Here is a 19,536-nt window from a genome sequence, read left to right on the forward strand (position 1 = left end):
AATTTATTACTTAATAACATTGTATTTTTATAAGTGGAAATTATAAGTGAAAAATTATTTTCTATTTTTTTTATCAAATATATTAATTGATAACTTTATTTTAGTAAAATTTCTTGGTTTATGTCCTTTTACAGGAGCTTCAAATAAATTAGACATTGCTTTAGGTATTAGTTTTGCTACAACTTTTGTTGTTTTTGTTTCTACTATCGTTTTATGGTGTATTAATTGTTTAATTTTATCCCCATTTGATTTGCTTTATTTAAGAATTATTATATATATGTTAATAATTTCATTTTTTGTACAATTTACAGAAATTATTCTGCATAATATTAGCCCTTTTTTATACCGTATACTTGGTATTTTTTTACCATTAATCACAACTAATTGTGCAGTTTTAGCAATTCCTTTGTTTTGTTTACACGAAAATTACACATTTTTAGAATCAATATTTTATGCGATTAGCTCCTCATTAGGTTTTTCTTTAATAATGGTTATATTTACAAGTATTAGAGAACGTATATTACTATCAGATATCCCTGTTATATTTAAAGGATCTCCTATTGTGCTTATCACTATTAGTTTAATTTCTATTGCTTTTATGGGTTTTAAAGGTTTAATAAAAATTTAATTATGTTCACAATAATGGTTATTTTAATTTTTTCTTTATTATCTTTTTTATTAGGTTTAATATTATCATACATAAATTATATTTTTCCTCTAAAAAAAGATTCTATTATAGAAAAAATAAATAATGAATTACCTCAAAGTCAATGTGCAAAATGCGGATATTCTGGATGTTATCCTTATGCTAAATCAATAATAAACAATCATGAAAAGATTAATAAATGCACTCCTGGTGGAAACGAAGTAATATTAAAAATTAATGAATTATTAAATTTAAATAAAGATTTAGAAAATAAAGACATTCCAAATAAATCAATTTTATACACGACAGTAAAAATTGATGAAATAAATTGTGTTGGATGTTCTAAATGTGCTACATTTTGTCCGGTAGATGCAATCATTGGAGCTCCTAATTTTGTTCATACAGTAGTTCAAAAATTTTGCACTGGTTGTAATATTTGCTTATCACATTGTCCAACTAATTGTATTGAAATAATAAAAGAATAATATATGTTACTAAAAATAAAATATGTTTTAAAAAAATATTTATTTAAAAAACTTTTTCAAAATTTTATATTTATTTTTGTTAATAAAAAAAAAATATGATTTTTCAGGTGGATTAACATGTTTACCAATAAAAGAAGAACCAAATCAGTATATTATTAATCATATTCCCAATCCTAAAGAATTTATCATCTATCTTAAATATAATACTTTGAAAAAAAGTATGTTAAGAGTGAAAATTAATCAAAAAGTATTGTGTGGACAACCCTTGACTTTTGGCGATTATTCAAGCGTTCCTATTCATTCACCTACTTCAGGTATGATTAAAAATATAGAATTTAATTCTGGTTCTTTGAGTTTTAATAAAGCAAATATAAAAATTACAATTTTGTCTGATTACTTAGATCAATGGATCAGACTAAAAAAAATTAATCATTATAAGTTATATTCTGCTCAATATTTGATTAAAATTATTTATCAATTAGGTGTAGTGGGACTTGGAGGAGCTAATTTTTCTTCATCTAAAAAATTAATGTTAAGTATTAAAAAAGTACACACATTAGTAGTCAATGCTGTAGAAAGCGATCCTTTGATAACTTCTGATTATTGCTTAATTAATAATTATTTAAATGAAATATTAATAGGATGTGAAATTATTTCTTGGATATCTAAAGCAAAAAATATTTTAATCGTCATTCAAGAAGATAAAATTGAACTAATTTCGAAAATTCAATTATTAATTAAAAATAAAAAATTATTTAAAATTTGTATTTTAAAAAAGAAATATCCTGGCGGTAGTAGTAAAATTATTATTAAATCTTTAACTGGAAAAGAAATTCCTTTTGGAAAACATTCGATAGATATAGGATATCTTATTTTCAATGTTGCAACTGTTTATGCTATTAAAAGAGCTATTATGAATGGAGAACCATTAATTCAGAGAATTGTTAGTTTATATGATTATAAGAATAATTTATCTAAAAATTTTTTAATTAGAATAGGTACTCCAATAAATTTTTTTTTAAATTATTTAAAAATTGAAAATCATTTAGATTATATGATTTACATAGGTGGTATATTTATGAATAATTGTCTTATTAATTTAAATTATTCGATATTAAAAGACGTTAATTGTATCGCAATTAAAAAATATAAAAGAAAAACAAAAAAAATTATTAATTATTCATGTATTAATTGTGGTTATTGTGTTCAAGTATGCCCGGTTGATTTGCTTCCTCAAAAATTATATTTATATGCTAAAAACAATAATCATGAAAAAACAAAAAAATCTTATATTATGGACTGTATTGAATGCAAAGCTTGTGAAAAAGTATGTCCTAGCAATATACCATTAGTTAAATATTTTAAGTATGAAAAAATAATTCAAAAAAAAATAAATGCAGAAGTTCAGAAAAAAAAATTTTTTTTTAGTCGCTTTCAGTTACGAGAAGAAAGATTATCAAAGCAAAAAAAAATATTTTATGAAAACAAAAACTACTTTAGCACAATAAAATTAACAAAACCTAATATTTTTAAAAAAACATTAAAAAAAGAATTAATGAGCAAAGAACTAACAGAAAAAGATATTAGAAAAGAAATATTACGATCTTCAATAAAACGTGTGCAATATAAAAAATAAAACTTTAAAATCTTAATTTTAGAATAACATAAAATGAATCCTCCTTATATATGTAATACTTATAATGTAAAAAACATTATGTTTTTTGTTCTTATAGCATCTATTCCAGCTATTTTAACGGAATTTTATTTTTTTGGTATAGTAATATTGATACAAATATTTTTGTTTATTATATGTTCTTTGGTATTCGAAATAGTGACATTAAAGATATGTTGTAAAAGTATTAAAAATAATATATTAGATAATTCATCGCTAGTTACTGCAGTGTTACTAGGTTTAAGTGTTCCTTCTTCATTAACTTGGTGGATGATAATATTTAGTTCTTTTTTTGCTATTGTTATTGCTAAATGTTTATATGGAGGATTAGGACAAAATATATTCAATCCAGCTATGATTGGTTATGCTGTATTACTAATATCTTTTCCCTTAGATATGAGCTCTTATCATAAAGAAAGTACTAAATTGTTCTCTTTAGATGATTTAAAAATTTCAATAAATAAAGTTTTTTTTCAAACAAAAAAAAATATTATTTTAAATCAAAATCCTGATGTTTTTACACAAGCAACGCCTTTAAATCAATTTAAGAATAAATCTCGTGTTTTTTATAACACTTCTTCAGAACATATAATCTTAAAAGATGAAAAAAAAGTTATTTTTTCATCTTGGAATTACGTTAATATAAGTTTTTTATTAGGTGGAATTTTTTTATTATATAAAAAAATTATTTGTTGGCGTATTCCATTTAGTTTTTTATTTTCTTTAGTTTTTTGCTCTACTTTGAGTTTTTTATTTTCTAAAAATTTTATTTTTTCTCCATTTTTTCATCTTTTCTCTGGTGGAACGATGATATGTGCTTTTTTTATTTCGACTGATCCAGTTACTACTTCTTATAGTAATATAGGAAAAATTGTTTTTGGTTTGATAATTGGATTATTAGTTTATGTGATTCGGACATATAGTGATTATCCAGATGGAGTTGCTTTTTCAGTTTTACTTGGGAATATGTTGGCACCATTAATAGATGATTTTTTAAATACATCTGGGTATGGGCATAAAAAATATGAAAGATTTTAAAAAAATATTAAAAAATTCATTTATAATGAGTTTTTTTTCTGTTTTATCTTTATGTATTGTTATTTATGTAAATTATATTACAAAAAATCAAATAAAAAAACAAAAGGAACAAGAAAAAAAAATTTTTATTCAGCAAGTAGTTCCGCATAATATTTATAGTTTATATGAAGAAAAAAAATATTTAGTAGATAGTGAATGGTTAGGAGATTCTAATAAGCATAATCTTTGGTTATTGTTTCGTAATAAAATAGCAAAAATTGCTATTGTTGAAAGTACAGCTCCAGATGGATATTCTGGATCAATTTATATATTAGTAGCTGCATATTTGAATGGAAAAATTATTGGTGTTCGAGTTTTATCTCATAAAGAAACTCCTGGAATTGGTGATAAAATTGATATATCTGTTTCCGATTGGATTACAAAATTTAAAGATTTAATGGTAAAAAATGAAAAAGATAATCATGTATTACTAAAAAAGTATGGTGGTCAAATTGATCAGTTTACAGGAGCAACTATAACTCCTCAAGCTGTAACTAATGCTATAAAAAGAACAGTAATTTTTATTAAAAAAATACCATTAATTCTTTCTTTAAAGAGATAAAATATATGACACTTAATAACTTTTTTAAGACAAGATTATGGTCAAATAATCCTTCTTTTGTTCAGCTTTTAGGTTTATGTCCTGTTTTGGCTATGACTACAAGTGTGGTAAACGCGCTAGGGTTGGGAGTTTGTACAACATTTATATTAATTATTACAAACACTATTATCTCTATATTTAAACATATCATACCTAAAAATATTAGAATTCCTATCTTTATGTTGATAGTTTCTTCAACAGTGACATGCGTAGAAATGATATTACATGCATATCAATTTAATCTATATAAATCATTAGGTGTTTTTATTCCATTAATAGTAACTAATTGCATCGTTATTCGTAGAGCGGAATCTATAGCTTATAAAAATTCTATTTTGGTTTCTTTTTTTGATGGATTATTAACAGGTTTAGGATCAACGCTAGCAATGTTTTTTATAGGTTTAATAAGAGAAATGTTAGGTCATGGAACATTATTTTTTGAAAGTAATAAAATTTTTAATTTTTTAGAAACTAATGATTTCTTTACGATATTGAATAAAAATATGCTAATAATTTTAGCAGTATCTCCTCCAGGAGGATTTTTAATATTAGGTTTTTTAATTGCTTTTAAAAATTATTTAGATAAAATAAAGAAGAAAAAAAAATTTTGAATATATTTATTTAGGTATATAAATAATATAAGATATGAATAGAAAAATACGTTATAAAATTTTATCTTTATTTCATATACATCAACCACATCCTAAGACAGAATTAGTTTTTTCATCAGATTTTGAATTATTAGTATCTTTAATATTATCTGCTCAATCTACTGATGATATGGTGAATAAAACAACTTTTCTTTTATTTAAAGTTGCTAATACTCCAGAAAGCATTTTACAGTTAGGTATAAAAAAATTAAAAAATTACATTAGAAGTGTTGGTTTATATAATAATAAAGCTCAATATATTATTAACACATCTTTATTATTGTTAGAAAAATATAATAATCAAATTCCTAATACTCGCGTAGAATTAGAGTCTTTTCCTGGAATCGGTAGAAAAATAGCGAATATTATTTTAAATGTATTATTTGATAAAAAAACTATTGCAGTAGATACACATGTTTTTCGAGTTTCTAATCGAACTGGCTTTGCTATAGGAGAAAATGTAATCAAAGTTGAAAAAAAATTAATAAAAGTTGTACCATCTATATTTAAAAAAAACATTCATTTTTGGTTTGTTTATCATGGACGTTATGTCTGCAAAGCACGAAAACAAAGTTGTCATATTTGCTTGATAAACAAATTTTGTGAATTTATTAATAACAAATCTATATAATATATGAATATATAAGTGATTATTGTAGACGTTGTTTTACCTTTTCCAATTAAAACATGTTTTAGTTATATACTCCCGTGTTCAATTACCCCTGTAGTTGGAGTTCGCGTTGTTGTCCCTTTTAATTCAAAAGATGTAACAGGTATTGTTATTGCATATCATCAAAAAAAAATAAATAATTTGAATTTTAAACTTGTTAAATGTGTTATTGATTATGAACCAATTTTAAATATTTCTTTATTAAATATTTTAATATGGTTAAGTAAGTATTATTGTTATCCCATAGGAAGTATATTCCTTATTGCTTTTCCTGATATTTTCAAATTTAAAAATGTAGTTAAAATTAATTACAAGATGTATTTTAAAAATAATATAAATCAATTTAATAAATTTAAAATTAATAGAAAATTTCTGTTAAATGCGAACATTTTGTCTAAAATAAATACAATTTTAATTAATTCATCCTTTTCATCTTGGTTAATATCAGAAATTAATTTATTTATAAAAATTAAATTCTATTTAGGTTTATTCGAAAAAATTTTGAAAAAAAATTTACAAATTTTAATTATTGTTCCATATATAAAATATGCATATAAAATATTATTTTTTTTAAAAAAATATTTAAATGTTTCTATTAGCATTGTAGATACTAATATAAGTAATGAAATTTTTTTTGATATATGGATTAAAACTAAAAATGGACAAAATTCTATTTTGATTGGAACAAAAAAAAGTGTGTTTTTTCCCTTTTTAAAATTAGGTTTAATTGTTTTATTTGAAGAACATAATTTAATATATAAAAATATAGATCAATTTAAATGTAATATTAGAGATGTAGCAACATTTAGAGCGTTTAAAGAAAATATACCTATTATTTTAGATTCGAATACGCCTTCTTTAAAAACATTATATAATGTTATTCATAAAAAAATTTTTTGGATAAATTTCAATCAAACTTATACTTCTCTAATTTTAAAAAATAAAATTGTTAATTTAAAGAAAGAAAAAATAAGAACTTATTTATCAGATAGTTTGATTAAAGAAATTTTTGAAAATATAAAAAAAAATTTTTCAGTTTTATTAATTTTCAATCCATCTAATTTTGTGTTTTTAGGCTTAATTTGTAATTATTGTAATTGGATTCCTCGATGCGATATTTGCCATGATTACTATGAAGTTAACAAATATAATGATGTTATGTTTTGTAGAAATTGTTTAATTTATTATAAAAAATTATTGTCATGTAATATATGTAATTTTTCTCCATTAACTACATTTAATTTTGGTATAAAAAAAATTAAAAAAAATATAAAAAAAATATTTTTTAATATACCATTACTGTTTTTAATGTGTTTAAAAAATATTAAAACTAAAAAATTAAATTTAAATATCGATAACTTTTATATTGTACATTCTGGAATTATCATTACTACAGAAAAAGTAGTTCAGAATTATTTTTTTCCTAATGTAAGATTAATTGGTTTAGTAGATATTGATCATTATTTTTTATCTTTTAATTTTAATAATATTGAACATTTTTCTCAATTTTATTTTAATCTTATTAATCTAGTACAAAAAAAATCAAAATTTTTGAATATATTAATTCAAACATCCATTCCTAACAATGAAAATCTAATAAATATATGTGGTAAAAAATATTTTTTTTATGCTCGTAATATGTTAATTACAAGAAAAAGATTTTTGTTACCACCTTGGAATGTTCAAGTTATTTTATATTGTCAAAGTAAAAGCTTTCAAAAAAGTTTTACGTTTTTAAAATTTATATATACTTTTTTGAAAAAAAAATCTAAAAAAGATAATATTTTATTATGGTTTGTAGGTCCTGATCCTGTTTTTTTAAGATCTAAAAAAAAATATATTCACAAATTATTAATACAATGTTCTTCGCGCATTTACTTGCAAAAAATATTAAGAATTTCACTTGATCTGTCAAAATATTTTTCTATTTTTAATAATATTAAGTGGTTTGTAAACTTTGATGTAAACTAATTTTAATAAAATAAAAAATTTTGTATATCTTATTATTGAACTTCAAAAGAAATTAGAATAAAATATCAAAATAATTTAAGTTTTTATTTGAAAGGTTTTTAATGAATCATGTTAATTTAATTGACGAATTAAAACAACGCAATTTAATATCTCATATTACAAATGAAGAGATTTTAAAAGAAAATATTAAGCATAATTCTATTTCATTATACTGTGGATTTGATCCTACTGAAGAAAGCTTGCATGTAGGTCACCTTCTACCTTTGATTACGTTGAAAAGATTTCAATTACAAGGACATAGACCTATTGTTTTAATTGGAGGAGCTACAAGTCTGATTGGAGATCCTAGTTTTAAAGAAAAAGAACGTTTTTTAAATTTCGACAACAAAATTGATCTATGGACAACTAATATAACTAAACAAATATCTTCTTTTTTGAATTTTGATGGTTTTAAAAATAATGCAGTAATATTAAATAATAAAAAGTGGTTTGAAAAAATTAATATTTTATCGTTTTTACGTAATATTGGTAAACACTTTTCCATTAATACGATGATTAATAGAGAAGCAGTAAAACAACGTATTAAAAGATCAGATCAAGGAATTTCTTTTACAGAATTTTCATATAATTTGTTGCAAGCATATGATTTTTTTATATTAAATAAAAAAAAACAAGTATCTCTTCAAATTGGAGGATCTGATCAATGGGGAAATATTTCTGCTGGCATGCACTTAATCAATCGAATTTCTAAAAAAAAAGTTTATGGTTTAACTTTACCCTTACTGATGCAGTCTAATGGAGTTAAATTTGGAAAAACAGAATCTGGAACTATTTGGTTAGATCCTAAAAAAACAACTCCTTATAAATTTTATCAATTTTGGAAAAATATAGAAGACTCTGATGTTTATAAGTTTTTAAAACTATTTACTTTTTTAGAATGTAATGAAATCAATATAAGAGAAATAAATAAATATAAAAACAATCAGATTATTCACGATAAATCTTACTTATCTCAATATATGACTCGTTTAGTACATGGTGAAGAAAATTTATTATCTGCAGAAAGAATTACAAATATTCTTTTTTTAAAAAATATAAATGAGATAAAAGAGTCTGATTTGCATCAATTAAAAAAAGATGGAATACCTTCTATTGAAGTTAATCAAATTAAAGATTTACAGGAAGCATTAATATTATGCTCATTAGCAAAGTCTCGAACACAAGCAAAAAATATGATTGTATCTAATGCTATATCTATTAATACCAATAAAGTTACAAATAAAGGTTATATTTTTAATAATAACGATAAATTATTTAATCAATTTACTTTAATTTCTAGAGGAAAAAAAAATCATTGCCTTATATATTGGAAGTCAATTGTTTTAAAATTTCATTAAAAATAACTAAAAAATAATTAATTAATTGAAAAACTTTCTCCACAACCGCAAAATTTTTCCAGCTTAGAGTTATAGAATTTAAAGACTTTGTTAATATTACTTTGTATAAAATCAATTTTAACACCCTCTAAAAATGGCATATCTTTTTTAGAAATTTGTATTAAAATATTTTCATAAGAAAAAATTATATTATTTTCAGCGCTTATTTTTTTTTCGTCATTAGTTAATTCCATAGTATATCGAAAACCTGCGCATCCAGATTTTTTTATACTTAATTTTATTCCTTTATTTTTTTTATCGCGACTAATTAATAATAATATTTGTTTCACAGCGCATTTTGTGATTTTAATTCCTTTCCATGAATCTTCATTAAATGAATAAGTACTTACTTGTTTTTTTTTCATTTTTTTCTCTTTATTACTTTTGATAAAAGGAATATTCTATAAATAATTATTTCATTTATTTTTATATATTTTTTGTTTTATTTGAAGAGTTTTTTCTTTCATGATTTTTAAAAATTTAATGTTATAATTTTGACTGACAAAATTTTTTAATTATTTTTACTCGTCATCTATAATATAAAAATATCTATAAAAATATTGAGGTGAAACAATTATATGCAAAATCCAAAAGAAAAAATGGATTTATCGCAGTTTATTTTATCATTAATATTTATTATTGCTATAAGCATTTCAAGTTTTTTAATAATAAAACCATTCATACTCGGATTTTTATGGGCTAGTACTATTGTAATTGCAACTTGGCCTTTGATGTTAAAAATGCAGAAATTTTTAGGAGGTCGACGTCTAATTGCTCTTATTAGTATGATTATTGTTTTATTGCTATTATTTATTATTCCAATAGTACTTTTAGTAAACAGTTTAATTGCGACAAGCATCCCGCTTATCCATTGGTTTGGTTCTAATAATTTAGAATTTCCAGAGCTAATTTGGCTTCAGGATATACCAATAATTGGAAAAAAAATTTTTATTGGTTATAAAGAATTATTAGATAGTGATGGCGCTGAATTAATTAAAGAAGTAAGACCTTATATGGGCCGAACAACTGAATTTTTCATAATTCAAGCTAAAAATTTTGGATTATTTGTAATGCATTTAACTTTAATGTTAATATTTAGTATTTTACTCTATTGGAACGGTGAAAAAATTAGCAACGCAATTCGTCAATTTGCATTACGTATTAATTCTAAAAATGGAAATGCTATTATTTTACTTACAGTACGCGCTATTAGATCTGTTGCATTAGGAGTGGTAGTAACAGCTTTAATTCAAGCCTTTTTATCTGGCCTAGGTTTATTAGTTTCAGGCGTTCCATATTGGACATTGTTAATGATTTTAATTGTTTTTTCTTGTTTGATACAATTAGGTCCATTACCAATTTTATTCCCATCTATTATCTGGCTTTACTGGAATAATCATACGACATGGGGTACATTATTATTAATTTGGAGTTGTTTTGTATTCATATTAGATAATATACTTCGAACTTTATTTATAAGAATTGGTTCTGATTTACCAACTTTTTTAATTTTATCAGGAGTTATAGGTGGCTTGTTAACTTTTGGCATGATTGGTTTGTTTATCGGACCGGTAGTATTAGTAATATTATACAGATTAACAATATCTTGGATATATGGGATTTCTATTAATTCGTTTATTAATAATATAGATGCAAAACCAAAGATTAATTAATAATTACAAAAATTAACAATATTATGATTTTAAATTTTAAGTTGTAAAAATAAATTGATTAATTTAATCTAAAAATATAATAAGTACTTTTAAAAACAAACAAAAAATTATGATATTATAAAAAATAATTTAATTATGTTGAATATTTACTGAACAGAATATTAATAATCTTGTATAATTGTATGATTTTTAGGATTTTATCTTCATTTTATTTCCTATTTTAAGCTTTTTATTATGTTTAAAGTATACTATTATACTTCTTTTCTCTAAAATTGTGATGTTTTTAATGTGTTAAAAATTTTTCTTTAGAGAAAAGTTTATGATTAATTAGTTTATCGTGATTTTATCACATTTTGATATTCTTTTTAGGATAAAAAATTCGTTTAGAGAATAAAATGAAAAAAACAGATGAACTACGTACGATACGAATCGATCCATTAATAACTCCTTCTGAATTAGCGAAAAAATATGCTATTACCTCAGATATTATGGATAATGTTATTATAACGAGGCAGAACATTGCGCGCATTATGACTGGTCAAGATTTACGTTTACTTGTTGTAATAGGTCCATGTTCTGTTCACGATCCTATAGCTGCAGTCGAATACGCTCATCGATTATGTGAATTACGTAAAAAATATCAAGATCGTCTTGAAATTATCATGCGTACATATTTTGAAAAACCAAGAACAGTAGTTGGTTGGAAGGGACTAATTTCAGATCCAGATTTAAACGGTAGTTTTAGAGTAAATCATGGACTTTCTGTAGCTCGTAAATTATTATTAGATATAAATACATTAGGAATGCCAGCAGCAACAGAATTTTTAGATATTGTAGTAGGTCAATTTATTGCAGATTTAATTAGTTGGGGAGCTATTGGAGCTAGAACTACTGAAAGTCAAATTCATAGAGAAATGGCTTCTGCACTTTCATGTCCAGTAGGATTTAAGAATGGAACTGATGGTAATATACGTATCGCAATTGATGCTATTAGAGCAGCTCAAGCTCGTCATTTATTTTTTGCTCCAAATAAAGATGGTCAAATGACTATTAATCATACTAGTGGTAATCCATATGGACATATTATTATGAGAGGTGGTCGAACTCCTAATTACCATGCTAAAGATATTGAATCAGCAATAAAAGAATTACGTGAATTTAATTTAATAGAACATTTAATGATTGATTTCAGTCATGGAAATTGTTTAAAAGAACACATTCGTCAAAAAAACGTGTCTGAATCTGTTTCAAAACAAATTTCTTCGGGATCTAAAAATATATTTGGGGTTATGATTGAGAGTTTCTTAGAAGAAGGTTTTCAAAAAGTATCAAATACAAAACCATTAATATATGGGAAATCAATTACTGATGCCTGTTTAAACTGGAATGACAGTGTTTTAATTATTAAGCAATTAGCAGATGCTGTAGATACTCGTTTTTAGTTCATATGCTAGTCAAAATGTTGACTAGCATATTTTTATTGGTTAAATAAATTTAATTTTATAAAATTAATTTTTTATAATTATTAAAAATATTTTTGAATAAAGGTATATCAGAATGCCTGTGATAAAATTTTGTGATGGAAGTCAAGAAATTTACGAGCATTCTATCTCATTAAAAAAAATTATAAAAAATAAGAATCCTAATATATTTAAATCTTTAATCGCTGTTTCTATAAATGAAAATTTCTCTAATTTAAATACTTTAGTTGAAAAAGATGCTTTTATAAAATTTATTAATAAACAAGATTTTAATGCATTAAATATAATTAGATCTTCATGTATACAGCTCTTAAATTATTCAATCAAGACAATATGGCCATTATGTAAAATTGCAGAAAGTAAAATTACAAACGATGGTTTTTACTCTGATATAGATATAGAAAACAAAATTTTAGAAAAAGATCTTGTTTTAATAGAGCAAAAAATGAAAGATCTTTTAAATAAAAAATATGATATTTTTAATAAAAAATTATCCTTTAATGAAGCTTTAAAAGAGTTTGAAAAAAGATTAGAGATATATAAAATTCATTTAGTGAAACGTAATTTTCTAGAAAATGATATAATTTCTTTGTATTATCACGAAAATTATGTAGATCTTGATATTGGAATGCAGGTATTTAATATCAAGTTTTGTAAATATTTTAAATTAAAAAAAATTAGCGGTGTTTATTGGCAGGGCAATAAAAAAAATAAAATGTTACAACGTATTTATTGTACTGCTTGGTTAAATCAAGCAGAATTAGATAAACATTTGATTTATATTAAGGAATTAGAAAAAAGAGATCATAGAAAAATTAATAAATCTTTAAAATTATATCATATGCAAAATGAATCTCCTGGTATGATTTTTTGGCATAATAACGGTTGGACTATTTTTCATGAATTAGAAAATTTTGTTCGAGAAAAACTAAAAGAATATAAATATAAAGAAGTAAAAACGCCTTTATTAATAGATAAATCAATATGGGAGAAAAGCGGTCATTGGGATAACTATAAAGATGCTATTTTTACTACTTCATCAGAAAATAGAAAGTACTGTATTAAACCAATGAATTGCCCTGGACATGTTCAAATTTTTAATTTTGGATTAAAATCTTATCGAGATTTACCTATTCGTATGGCAGAATTTGGCAGTTGTCATAGAAACGAATCTTCTGGATCTTTGCATGGTCTTATGAGAGTACGTAATTTTACCCAAGATGATGCTCATATATTTTGTACTCAAGAACAAATACATTCTGAAATTAATAACTGCATTAAAATGATATACGATTTATATAGCATATTTAATTTTAAAAAGATTATAGTAAAATTTTCTACTCGACCAAAAAAGCGTATTGGTGATGATTTAATTTGGGATCAGGCAGAAAAAGATTTATCTGATGTTTTAATAAAAAACAATTTAGAATTTGAATATCAATTAGGAGAAGGTGCTTTTTATGGACCTAAAATTGAATTTGTTTTACAAGATTCATTAGATCGAAACTGGCAATGTGGAACAATACAGCTAGATTTTTATCTGCCAGTTCGTTTAAATGCATTTTATATTAACGCGCATAATGAAAAAAGTATTCCTATAATTATTCATCGAGCAATCTTGGGCTCAATCGAACGTTTTATTGGAATATTAATAGAAGAGTGTGCTGGAAAACTACCAACTTGGCTATCTCCTACACAAGTGATTGTAATTGGTATTAAAAGTGCTCATTCTATTTATGTAAATAAAATAGTTGATCAACTTAATATTTTAAAGATTCGCGTTAAATCAGATTTAAGAAATGAAAAAATAAATCTTAAAATTCGTGAACATACTTTACGTCAAATTCCATATATATTAATTTGTGGTGAAAAAGAAATTCAATCTAATACAGTTTCTGTTAGAAATAGAAATGGAAATAATTTTAAAGCATTGGATATTAATTTATTTATTAAAAAACTACAAAACGAAATATTCACTCGTAGTTTTTTTCAAATGGAGGAATAAGGTATTAAAGTCGGAAAAAAAACTCATCAATTAATAAAGCCAAATCGTATTAATAACGAAATTCGTGCAATTAAGGTTCGTCTAACAGGTATTGAAGGCGATCAACTAGGAATAGTTAGTTTACGTGAGGCTTTACAAAAATCTGAAGAATTAGGATTAGATTTAGTAGAAATTAGTCCTAATGCAGAACCTCCAGTTTGTCGAATTATGGATTATGGAAAATTTCTTTATGAAAAAAGCAAATCTTCTAAAGAACAGAAAAAGAAACAAAAAGTTGTTCAAGTAAAAGAAATTAAATTTCGTCCTGGAACTGATGAAGGAGATTATCAAGTTAAACTACGTAATTTAATTCGTTTTTTAGAAGATGGTGATAAAGTAAAAATTACCTTGCGTTTCAGGGGGCGAGAAATGGCCCATCAAAAAATAGGTGTAAATGTTTTAAACAGAGTGAAAAATGATCTAACTAAATTAGCTACTATTGAATCATTTCCATCTAAAATTGAAGGTCGTCAAATGATAATGGTTTTAGCTCCAAAGAAAAAATAGTAATTTAAATTAACAGTATTCAAAACAAATATATAATTATTTTTTCTAATTACAAAGAAACATTATATGCAAAAAATTAAAACTTTAAAAAGTGCAGCAAAACGTTTTAAAAAAACTGCATCTGGTAAATTTAAACGTAAACAGGCAAATTTACGACATATTTTAACAAAAAAAACAACAAGTAAAAAACGTCATTTACGTCCTAAAGTGCTGGTTTTAAAAGGGGATATAAATAAAGTAAGATCATTTTTACCATATGTATAAATTTATTTTTACTAAAATTGTGTGAACAGGAGAGCATATCAATGGCTCGTGTAAAACGTGGCGTGACTGCTCATGCTCGTCATAAAAAAGTTTTGAAACAAGCAAAAGGTTATTATGGAGCTCGTTCTCGTGTTTATAGAGTTGCATGCCAAGCTGTCATTAAAGCTGGTCAATATGCTTACCGTGATAGACGTCAAAGAAAAAGACAATTTCGTCAATTATGGATTACGAGAATAAATGCTGCAGTTCGTCAAAGTAAAATCTCTTACAGCAAGTTTATACATGGATTAAAAAAAGCTTCTATTAATATTGATCGTAAAGTATTATCGGATATTGCGATATTTGATGTATGTGCGTTCAATGTTTTAGTTGAAAAAGCAAAACATGCTTTACTTTAATATAATAAATTATTTTTTAATAAATAAAATAAGAGGAAATTTATCTCTTCTTTATTTAAGTTATAATTGAATTTATAGTCATAAATAATATGTATTAAATCAATCCATTAATATATTTATATTTTATACTTTAAAAATTTAATTAAATAAGCTTCCTTTATGGAAGCTTTTTAATATCTAAATAATATGCGTTTACATAAATAACATAAAAAGAGTTAAAAATGTTAATGTTAGAAGAATTATGGAATATTATTGAAAATGAAATTAAAAATTCTCATAATATTAATATGTTAAATGAAATAAAAATTAAATATTTGGGAAAAAATGGTATTTTTAATAATTATATGAAAAACCTAAAAAGTTTTTCTTTTGAAGAAAAAAAAAAATACACTACTATTATTAATGAGGTTAAAAAAAAGACAATATTTGAAATTCATGAAAAAAAAACTGAACTAAACAAACTTATTCTCAAAAAACGTATTGATCAAGAAAAAATTGATGTATCCTTGCCAGGTCGTTATATTGAAAATGGTTCTATTCATCCTATCAATCATAGTATTAAACTTATAAAAAATTTTTTTTATACATTGGGATTTCAATCTATTAATGGTCTAGAAATAGAAGATGAATATCATAATTTTAATGCTTTAAATATACCTAAAAATCATCCTGCACGTGATAGTCATGATACCTTTTGGTTTGATGAAAACCGATTATTAAGAACTCAAACTTCTAATATGCAAATTCGTATTATGAAATCAAAAAAACCGCCAATGAGATTTATTTTCCCTGGAAAAGTTTATCGAAATGATTATGATTCAACACATACACCTATGTTTCATCAAATTGAAGGTTTGATAGTGGAAAAAAATATTAATTTTTCTCATTTAAAATGGATAATATACAATTTTGTATTTAATTTTTTTAATAAAAAAATTTCTCTTAGATTTCGTCCTTCTTATTTTCCATTTACTACTCCTTCGTCTGAGGTTGATATCATGACAGATTCCAAAAAATGGTTAGAAATTTTAGGTTGTGGAATGGTTCATCCATTGGTTTTAAAAAATGTCAATATTAATTCTAAGATATATTCTGCTTGTGCATTTGGATTAGGAGTAGAGCGAATTACTATGTTACGTTATGGAATTTCTGATATTCGATCTTTTTTTGAGAATGATTTAAGATTTATAGAACAATTTAAATATATTTAGTGAGATCAAATGAAAATTAGTGAAAAATGGTTACGTGAATGGGTTGATCCTAAAATAAATAGTCTTATTTTAAGTGAACAAATTGTTAATTCTGGTATAGAAATTGAATCTATTCAAAAAATTTCTCCTTTATTTCAAGGTGTAGTAGTTGGAAAGATAATTTCTTGTGTTAGACATAAAAAATTTAATTTTCTTAAAATAATTAAAGTAGATGTAGGAAAAAAAAATTTATTAAACATTTTATGTAAAGCTGAAAATTGTCGAAAAGAAATAAAAGTTGCAGTGGCTGTTATTGGAAGTGTATTACCTAATAATATAAAAATAAATGCAAAAAAAATTTACGATTACAAATCTGAAGGAATGTTATGTTCTTTTCTCGAATTAGGTTTATCTTATTCTAATAATAATGAAATTATTGAATTTCCGAAGAGCACTCCTATAGGTATCGATGTTAATGATTATTTTTTGTTAGAAGACAACATCATAAAAGTTAATACAACTGCTAATCGACCAGATGGATTAAGCATTATGGGTATAGCTCGTAATATAGCAGTTATAAACAATATGAATATAGTTTTATTAAAAGAAAAAAACAATCCTGTTATTAAAACAAATCAGTTTCCAATTTATGTTAATTCAGAAGAAAAAGATGTTAATTTTTTTGGAAGAGTTATTGAAAAAGTAAATATTAATGTTCAAACCCCATTTTGGATGAGAAAAAAATTATTCATGTGTGAAATATTATCAGAAAATATCATAATGAATATTATTAATTATGTTTTAATTGAAATTGGCCAACCATTAAATGTGTTAAACTCAGATATGATAGATTCTTTTATTCAGATTAAAACGAATAATGAAAAAAAAGTTTTTAGTTTAAAAAAAGATCTCAAAATAGTATTAGATAAAAATACATTAGCATTCTTTGATAAATCAAAAATATTATTTATTCCTGGAAATATAAATTCTGATTTATTAGAGATTGATCAAAATACTAAAAATATATTTTTGGTTTCATATTCAGCAGATCGAGAATCTATTTTTAATATTATTAAGACAGTTGGTTCTAATAAAATTCTTAATTATTATAATCATGGTATTGACTTTTCCCTCCAAAAATATGCTCTAGAATATGCAACAGAATTAATCATTGAAATATGCGGTGGAAATGCAGGTACTATAAGCTGTTATAAAAATAATTCCAACTTAACTTATTCAAATAAAATTAAATTATATTATGAAAATATTAATAAAATAGCTGGTTTTTTTATTGATTCTAAAATTTTTTTAAATATTTTGTTACGTCTTGACTACAAAATAGAAAATAAAAAAAAGTATTGGAATGTTATCCCCCCAACTTGGAGGTTTGATATATTAATCGAAGAAGATGTAATAGGTGATATACTTCGAATATATGGTTATGATAAAATTTCATTAGTTCCATTAAAAACAAGTTTTAGTCATAATTTTTGCCAAGAAACAGATGATTTTAAAAAAGATTATATGTTAGATCATTTGTCTAACTCACTTGTTTATAGAGGTTACTATGAAGTAATTACCTATCCATTCGTTGATCCGATTTTACAAAAAAATATTTTATTAAATAATGAAAAAGAATTATTTATCTCAAATCCTATTTCTCAAGATTTTTCTTGTATGCGTAGATCATTATGGCCAGGCCTTATTAAGACTCTTTGTTATAATAAAAATCGCAAACAAGATAGTCTCCGTTTTTTTGAAAAAGGATTATGCTTTTTAATAGATGATCAAAGAGCTCTTGGAGTGCATCAACAAATTTTTTTAGGAGGGGTGATTAGTGGTTTTAATAAAAAAGAGAATTGGTGTTCTAAGAGAAGAAAAGTAGACTTTTATGATTTAAAAGGTGACTTAGAATCTATATTAGAATTAATATGTGGTTTGAATAATTATAAAATAAAAAAATGTAAAGTATTAGGATTACATCCAAATCAAAGTGCAAAAATTGTATTTAATGATAATTTGATTGGTAATTTTGGGAAAATAGATCCAATTTTAGAGGAAAAATTAGATTTAAATAGTGATACCTTTTTATTTGAGTTATTTATTGATAAAATTTTTGATTTGAAAATTTCTAATAATTTTAAAGTTAAAGATTATTCTAAATTTCCAAGCAGTCGTCGTGATATTTCAATATTAATATCCGATAGTATTTTGTATGCAGATATCATTAAAGTATGTAGAAATTGTTTTTTAGATCAAGAAGTAAAAATTAATTTATTTGATATCTATAAGTGTGAAAATACTCCTAATAAAAAAAGTTTAGGAATTAGTTTTATTTTTCAAAATCAAAGAAAAACTTTAAAAGAAAATGAAATTAATTTAATGCTTGATTATTGTATAAAAACATTAATAAATGAATTTCAAATTATTTTAAGGAAATAAATCTATGGTATTAACAAAAGCTAAAATTTCAGAAAATTTATTTGAAAAATTAAAATTAACTAAACGTGATGCAAAATCATTTGTAGATTTTTTTTTCGAAGAAGTTAGAAAATCTTTAGAAAAAGGAGAAAATGTTAAATTATCTGGTTTTGGAAATTTTGAATTAAAAAATAAAAAAGAACGTCCAGGTCGAAATCCAAAAACAGGAGAAAAAGTAATTATTTCAAAAAGACGAGTTGTTACTTTTAAAGCAGGTCAAAAATTAAAAAATCGTGTTGAATATTGTTTTATGAAATCTAAATATTAATATTGAGTGTGTTTTTAAAAGA

General features: G+C 23.5%; 19 protein-coding genes. 18 read left to right on the forward strand and 1 reads right to left on the reverse strand.

Annotation, left to right across the window (positions count from 1 at the left end; genetic code table 11):
- Positions 1-46 precede the first annotated feature (46 nt).
- The 9 genes from rsxA (at position 47) to tyrS (ending at position 9,169) form a co-directional block, all read left to right on the forward strand.
- Positions 47-628 carry an electron transport complex subunit RsxA gene (gene rsxA / locus HU701_RS00775; RefSeq protein ID WP_178918989.1) on the forward strand — a complete coding sequence of 194 codons (582 nt, stop codon included), beginning with the start codon at positions 47-49 and terminating at the stop codon, positions 626-628.
- A 14-nt stretch (positions 629-642) separates the two neighbouring features.
- Complete coding sequence (locus HU701_RS00780; protein WP_372675466.1) at positions 643-1,131, forward strand: RnfABCDGE type electron transport complex subunit B; 489 nt, start codon at positions 643-645, stop codon at positions 1,129-1,131.
- Between the two features lie 151 nt (positions 1,132-1,282).
- Positions 1,283-2,767, forward strand: a complete 1,485-nt coding sequence (rsxC, locus tag HU701_RS00785; RefSeq protein WP_248594372.1) for an electron transport complex subunit RsxC — start codon at positions 1,283-1,285, stop codon at positions 2,765-2,767.
- 33 nt (positions 2,768-2,800) lie between these two features.
- Complete coding sequence (locus tag HU701_RS00790) at positions 2,801-3,841, forward strand: RnfABCDGE type electron transport complex subunit D (RefSeq protein WP_158346035.1); 1,041 nt, start codon at positions 2,801-2,803, stop codon at positions 3,839-3,841.
- Positions 3,813-4,442, forward strand: a complete 630-nt coding sequence (rsxG, locus tag HU701_RS00795; RefSeq protein WP_256868549.1) for an electron transport complex subunit RsxG — start codon at positions 3,813-3,815, stop codon at positions 4,440-4,442. The genes HU701_RS00790 and rsxG overlap by 29 nt, the downstream gene beginning before the upstream one ends.
- Positions 4,443-4,447: 5 nt before the next feature.
- Entirely contained in the window at positions 4,448-5,092 is a 645-nt protein-coding gene (locus HU701_RS00800; RefSeq protein WP_158346039.1) for an electron transport complex subunit E, read from the forward strand.
- Positions 5,093-5,126: 34 nt separating this feature from the next.
- Entirely contained in the window at positions 5,127-5,762 is a 636-nt protein-coding gene (gene nth, locus HU701_RS00805; RefSeq protein ID WP_158346041.1) for an endonuclease III, read from the forward strand.
- 15 nt (positions 5,763-5,777) lie between these two features.
- Positions 5,778-7,772: a replication restart helicase PriA gene (gene priA, locus HU701_RS00810; protein ID WP_178918991.1), complete on the forward strand. Its 1,995-nt coding sequence runs from the start codon at positions 5,778-5,780 to the stop codon at positions 7,770-7,772.
- A 101-nt stretch (positions 7,773-7,873) separates the two neighbouring features.
- Positions 7,874-9,169 (forward strand): tyrosine--tRNA ligase, encoded by a 1,296-nt coding sequence (tyrS, locus tag HU701_RS00815; protein ID WP_178918993.1) that lies wholly within the window; start codon positions 7,874-7,876, stop codon positions 9,167-9,169.
- A gap of 17 nt (positions 9,170-9,186) precedes the next feature.
- On the opposite strand, the gene HU701_RS00820 is transcribed toward tyrS, so the two are convergent.
- Complete coding sequence (locus HU701_RS00820; protein ID WP_178918996.1) at positions 9,187-9,573, reverse strand: iron-sulfur cluster assembly accessory protein; 387 nt, start codon at positions 9,571-9,573, stop codon at positions 9,187-9,189.
- 213 nt (positions 9,574-9,786) lie between these two features.
- Here HU701_RS00820 and ydiK point away from each other — a divergent pair, with 213 nt between their 5' ends.
- The 9 genes from ydiK to HU701_RS00865 all read left to right on the forward strand — a co-directional run bounded on the left by ydiK (position 9,787) and on the right by HU701_RS00865 (position 19,514).
- Positions 9,787-10,881 (forward strand): AI-2E family transporter YdiK, encoded by a 1,095-nt coding sequence (gene ydiK, locus HU701_RS00825; RefSeq protein ID WP_178918998.1) that lies wholly within the window; start codon positions 9,787-9,789, stop codon positions 10,879-10,881.
- Between the two features lie 395 nt (positions 10,882-11,276).
- Positions 11,277-12,323 carry a 3-deoxy-7-phosphoheptulonate synthase gene (locus HU701_RS00830; RefSeq protein ID WP_158346051.1) on the forward strand — a complete coding sequence of 349 codons (1,047 nt, stop codon included), beginning with the start codon at positions 11,277-11,279 and terminating at the stop codon, positions 12,321-12,323.
- A 115-nt stretch (positions 12,324-12,438) separates the two neighbouring features.
- Entirely contained in the window at positions 12,439-14,367 is a 1,929-nt protein-coding gene (gene thrS, locus HU701_RS00835; RefSeq protein ID WP_178919000.1) for a threonine--tRNA ligase, read from the forward strand.
- A 3-nt stretch (positions 14,368-14,370) separates the two neighbouring features.
- Entirely contained in the window at positions 14,371-14,913 is a 543-nt protein-coding gene (gene infC, locus HU701_RS00840; protein ID WP_158346055.1) for a translation initiation factor IF-3, read from the forward strand.
- 66 nt (positions 14,914-14,979) lie between these two features.
- Positions 14,980-15,177 carry a 50S ribosomal protein L35 gene (gene rpmI / locus HU701_RS00845; RefSeq protein WP_053940102.1) on the forward strand — a complete coding sequence of 66 codons (198 nt, stop codon included), beginning with the start codon at positions 14,980-14,982 and terminating at the stop codon, positions 15,175-15,177.
- A gap of 41 nt (positions 15,178-15,218) precedes the next feature.
- Positions 15,219-15,575 carry a 50S ribosomal protein L20 gene (gene rplT / locus HU701_RS00850; RefSeq protein WP_158346057.1) on the forward strand — a complete coding sequence of 119 codons (357 nt, stop codon included), beginning with the start codon at positions 15,219-15,221 and terminating at the stop codon, positions 15,573-15,575.
- A 221-nt stretch (positions 15,576-15,796) separates the two neighbouring features.
- Positions 15,797-16,786, forward strand: coding sequence for a phenylalanine--tRNA ligase subunit alpha (pheS, locus tag HU701_RS00855; RefSeq protein WP_178919002.1), 990 nt, complete (start codon positions 15,797-15,799; stop codon positions 16,784-16,786).
- Between the two features lie 9 nt (positions 16,787-16,795).
- Positions 16,796-19,207 carry a phenylalanine--tRNA ligase subunit beta gene (gene pheT / locus HU701_RS00860; RefSeq protein WP_178919004.1) on the forward strand — a complete coding sequence of 804 codons (2,412 nt, stop codon included), beginning with the start codon at positions 16,796-16,798 and terminating at the stop codon, positions 19,205-19,207.
- 4 nt (positions 19,208-19,211) lie between these two features.
- Complete coding sequence (locus HU701_RS00865; RefSeq protein WP_158346063.1) at positions 19,212-19,514, forward strand: integration host factor subunit alpha; 303 nt, start codon at positions 19,212-19,214, stop codon at positions 19,512-19,514.
- Positions 19,515-19,536 lie beyond the last annotated feature (22 nt).

It is taken from the genome of Buchnera aphidicola (Aphis gossypii) (genome assembly GCF_013394915.1).
Lineage (GTDB): Bacteria > Pseudomonadota > Gammaproteobacteria > Enterobacterales > Enterobacteriaceae > Buchnera > Buchnera aphidicola_AZ.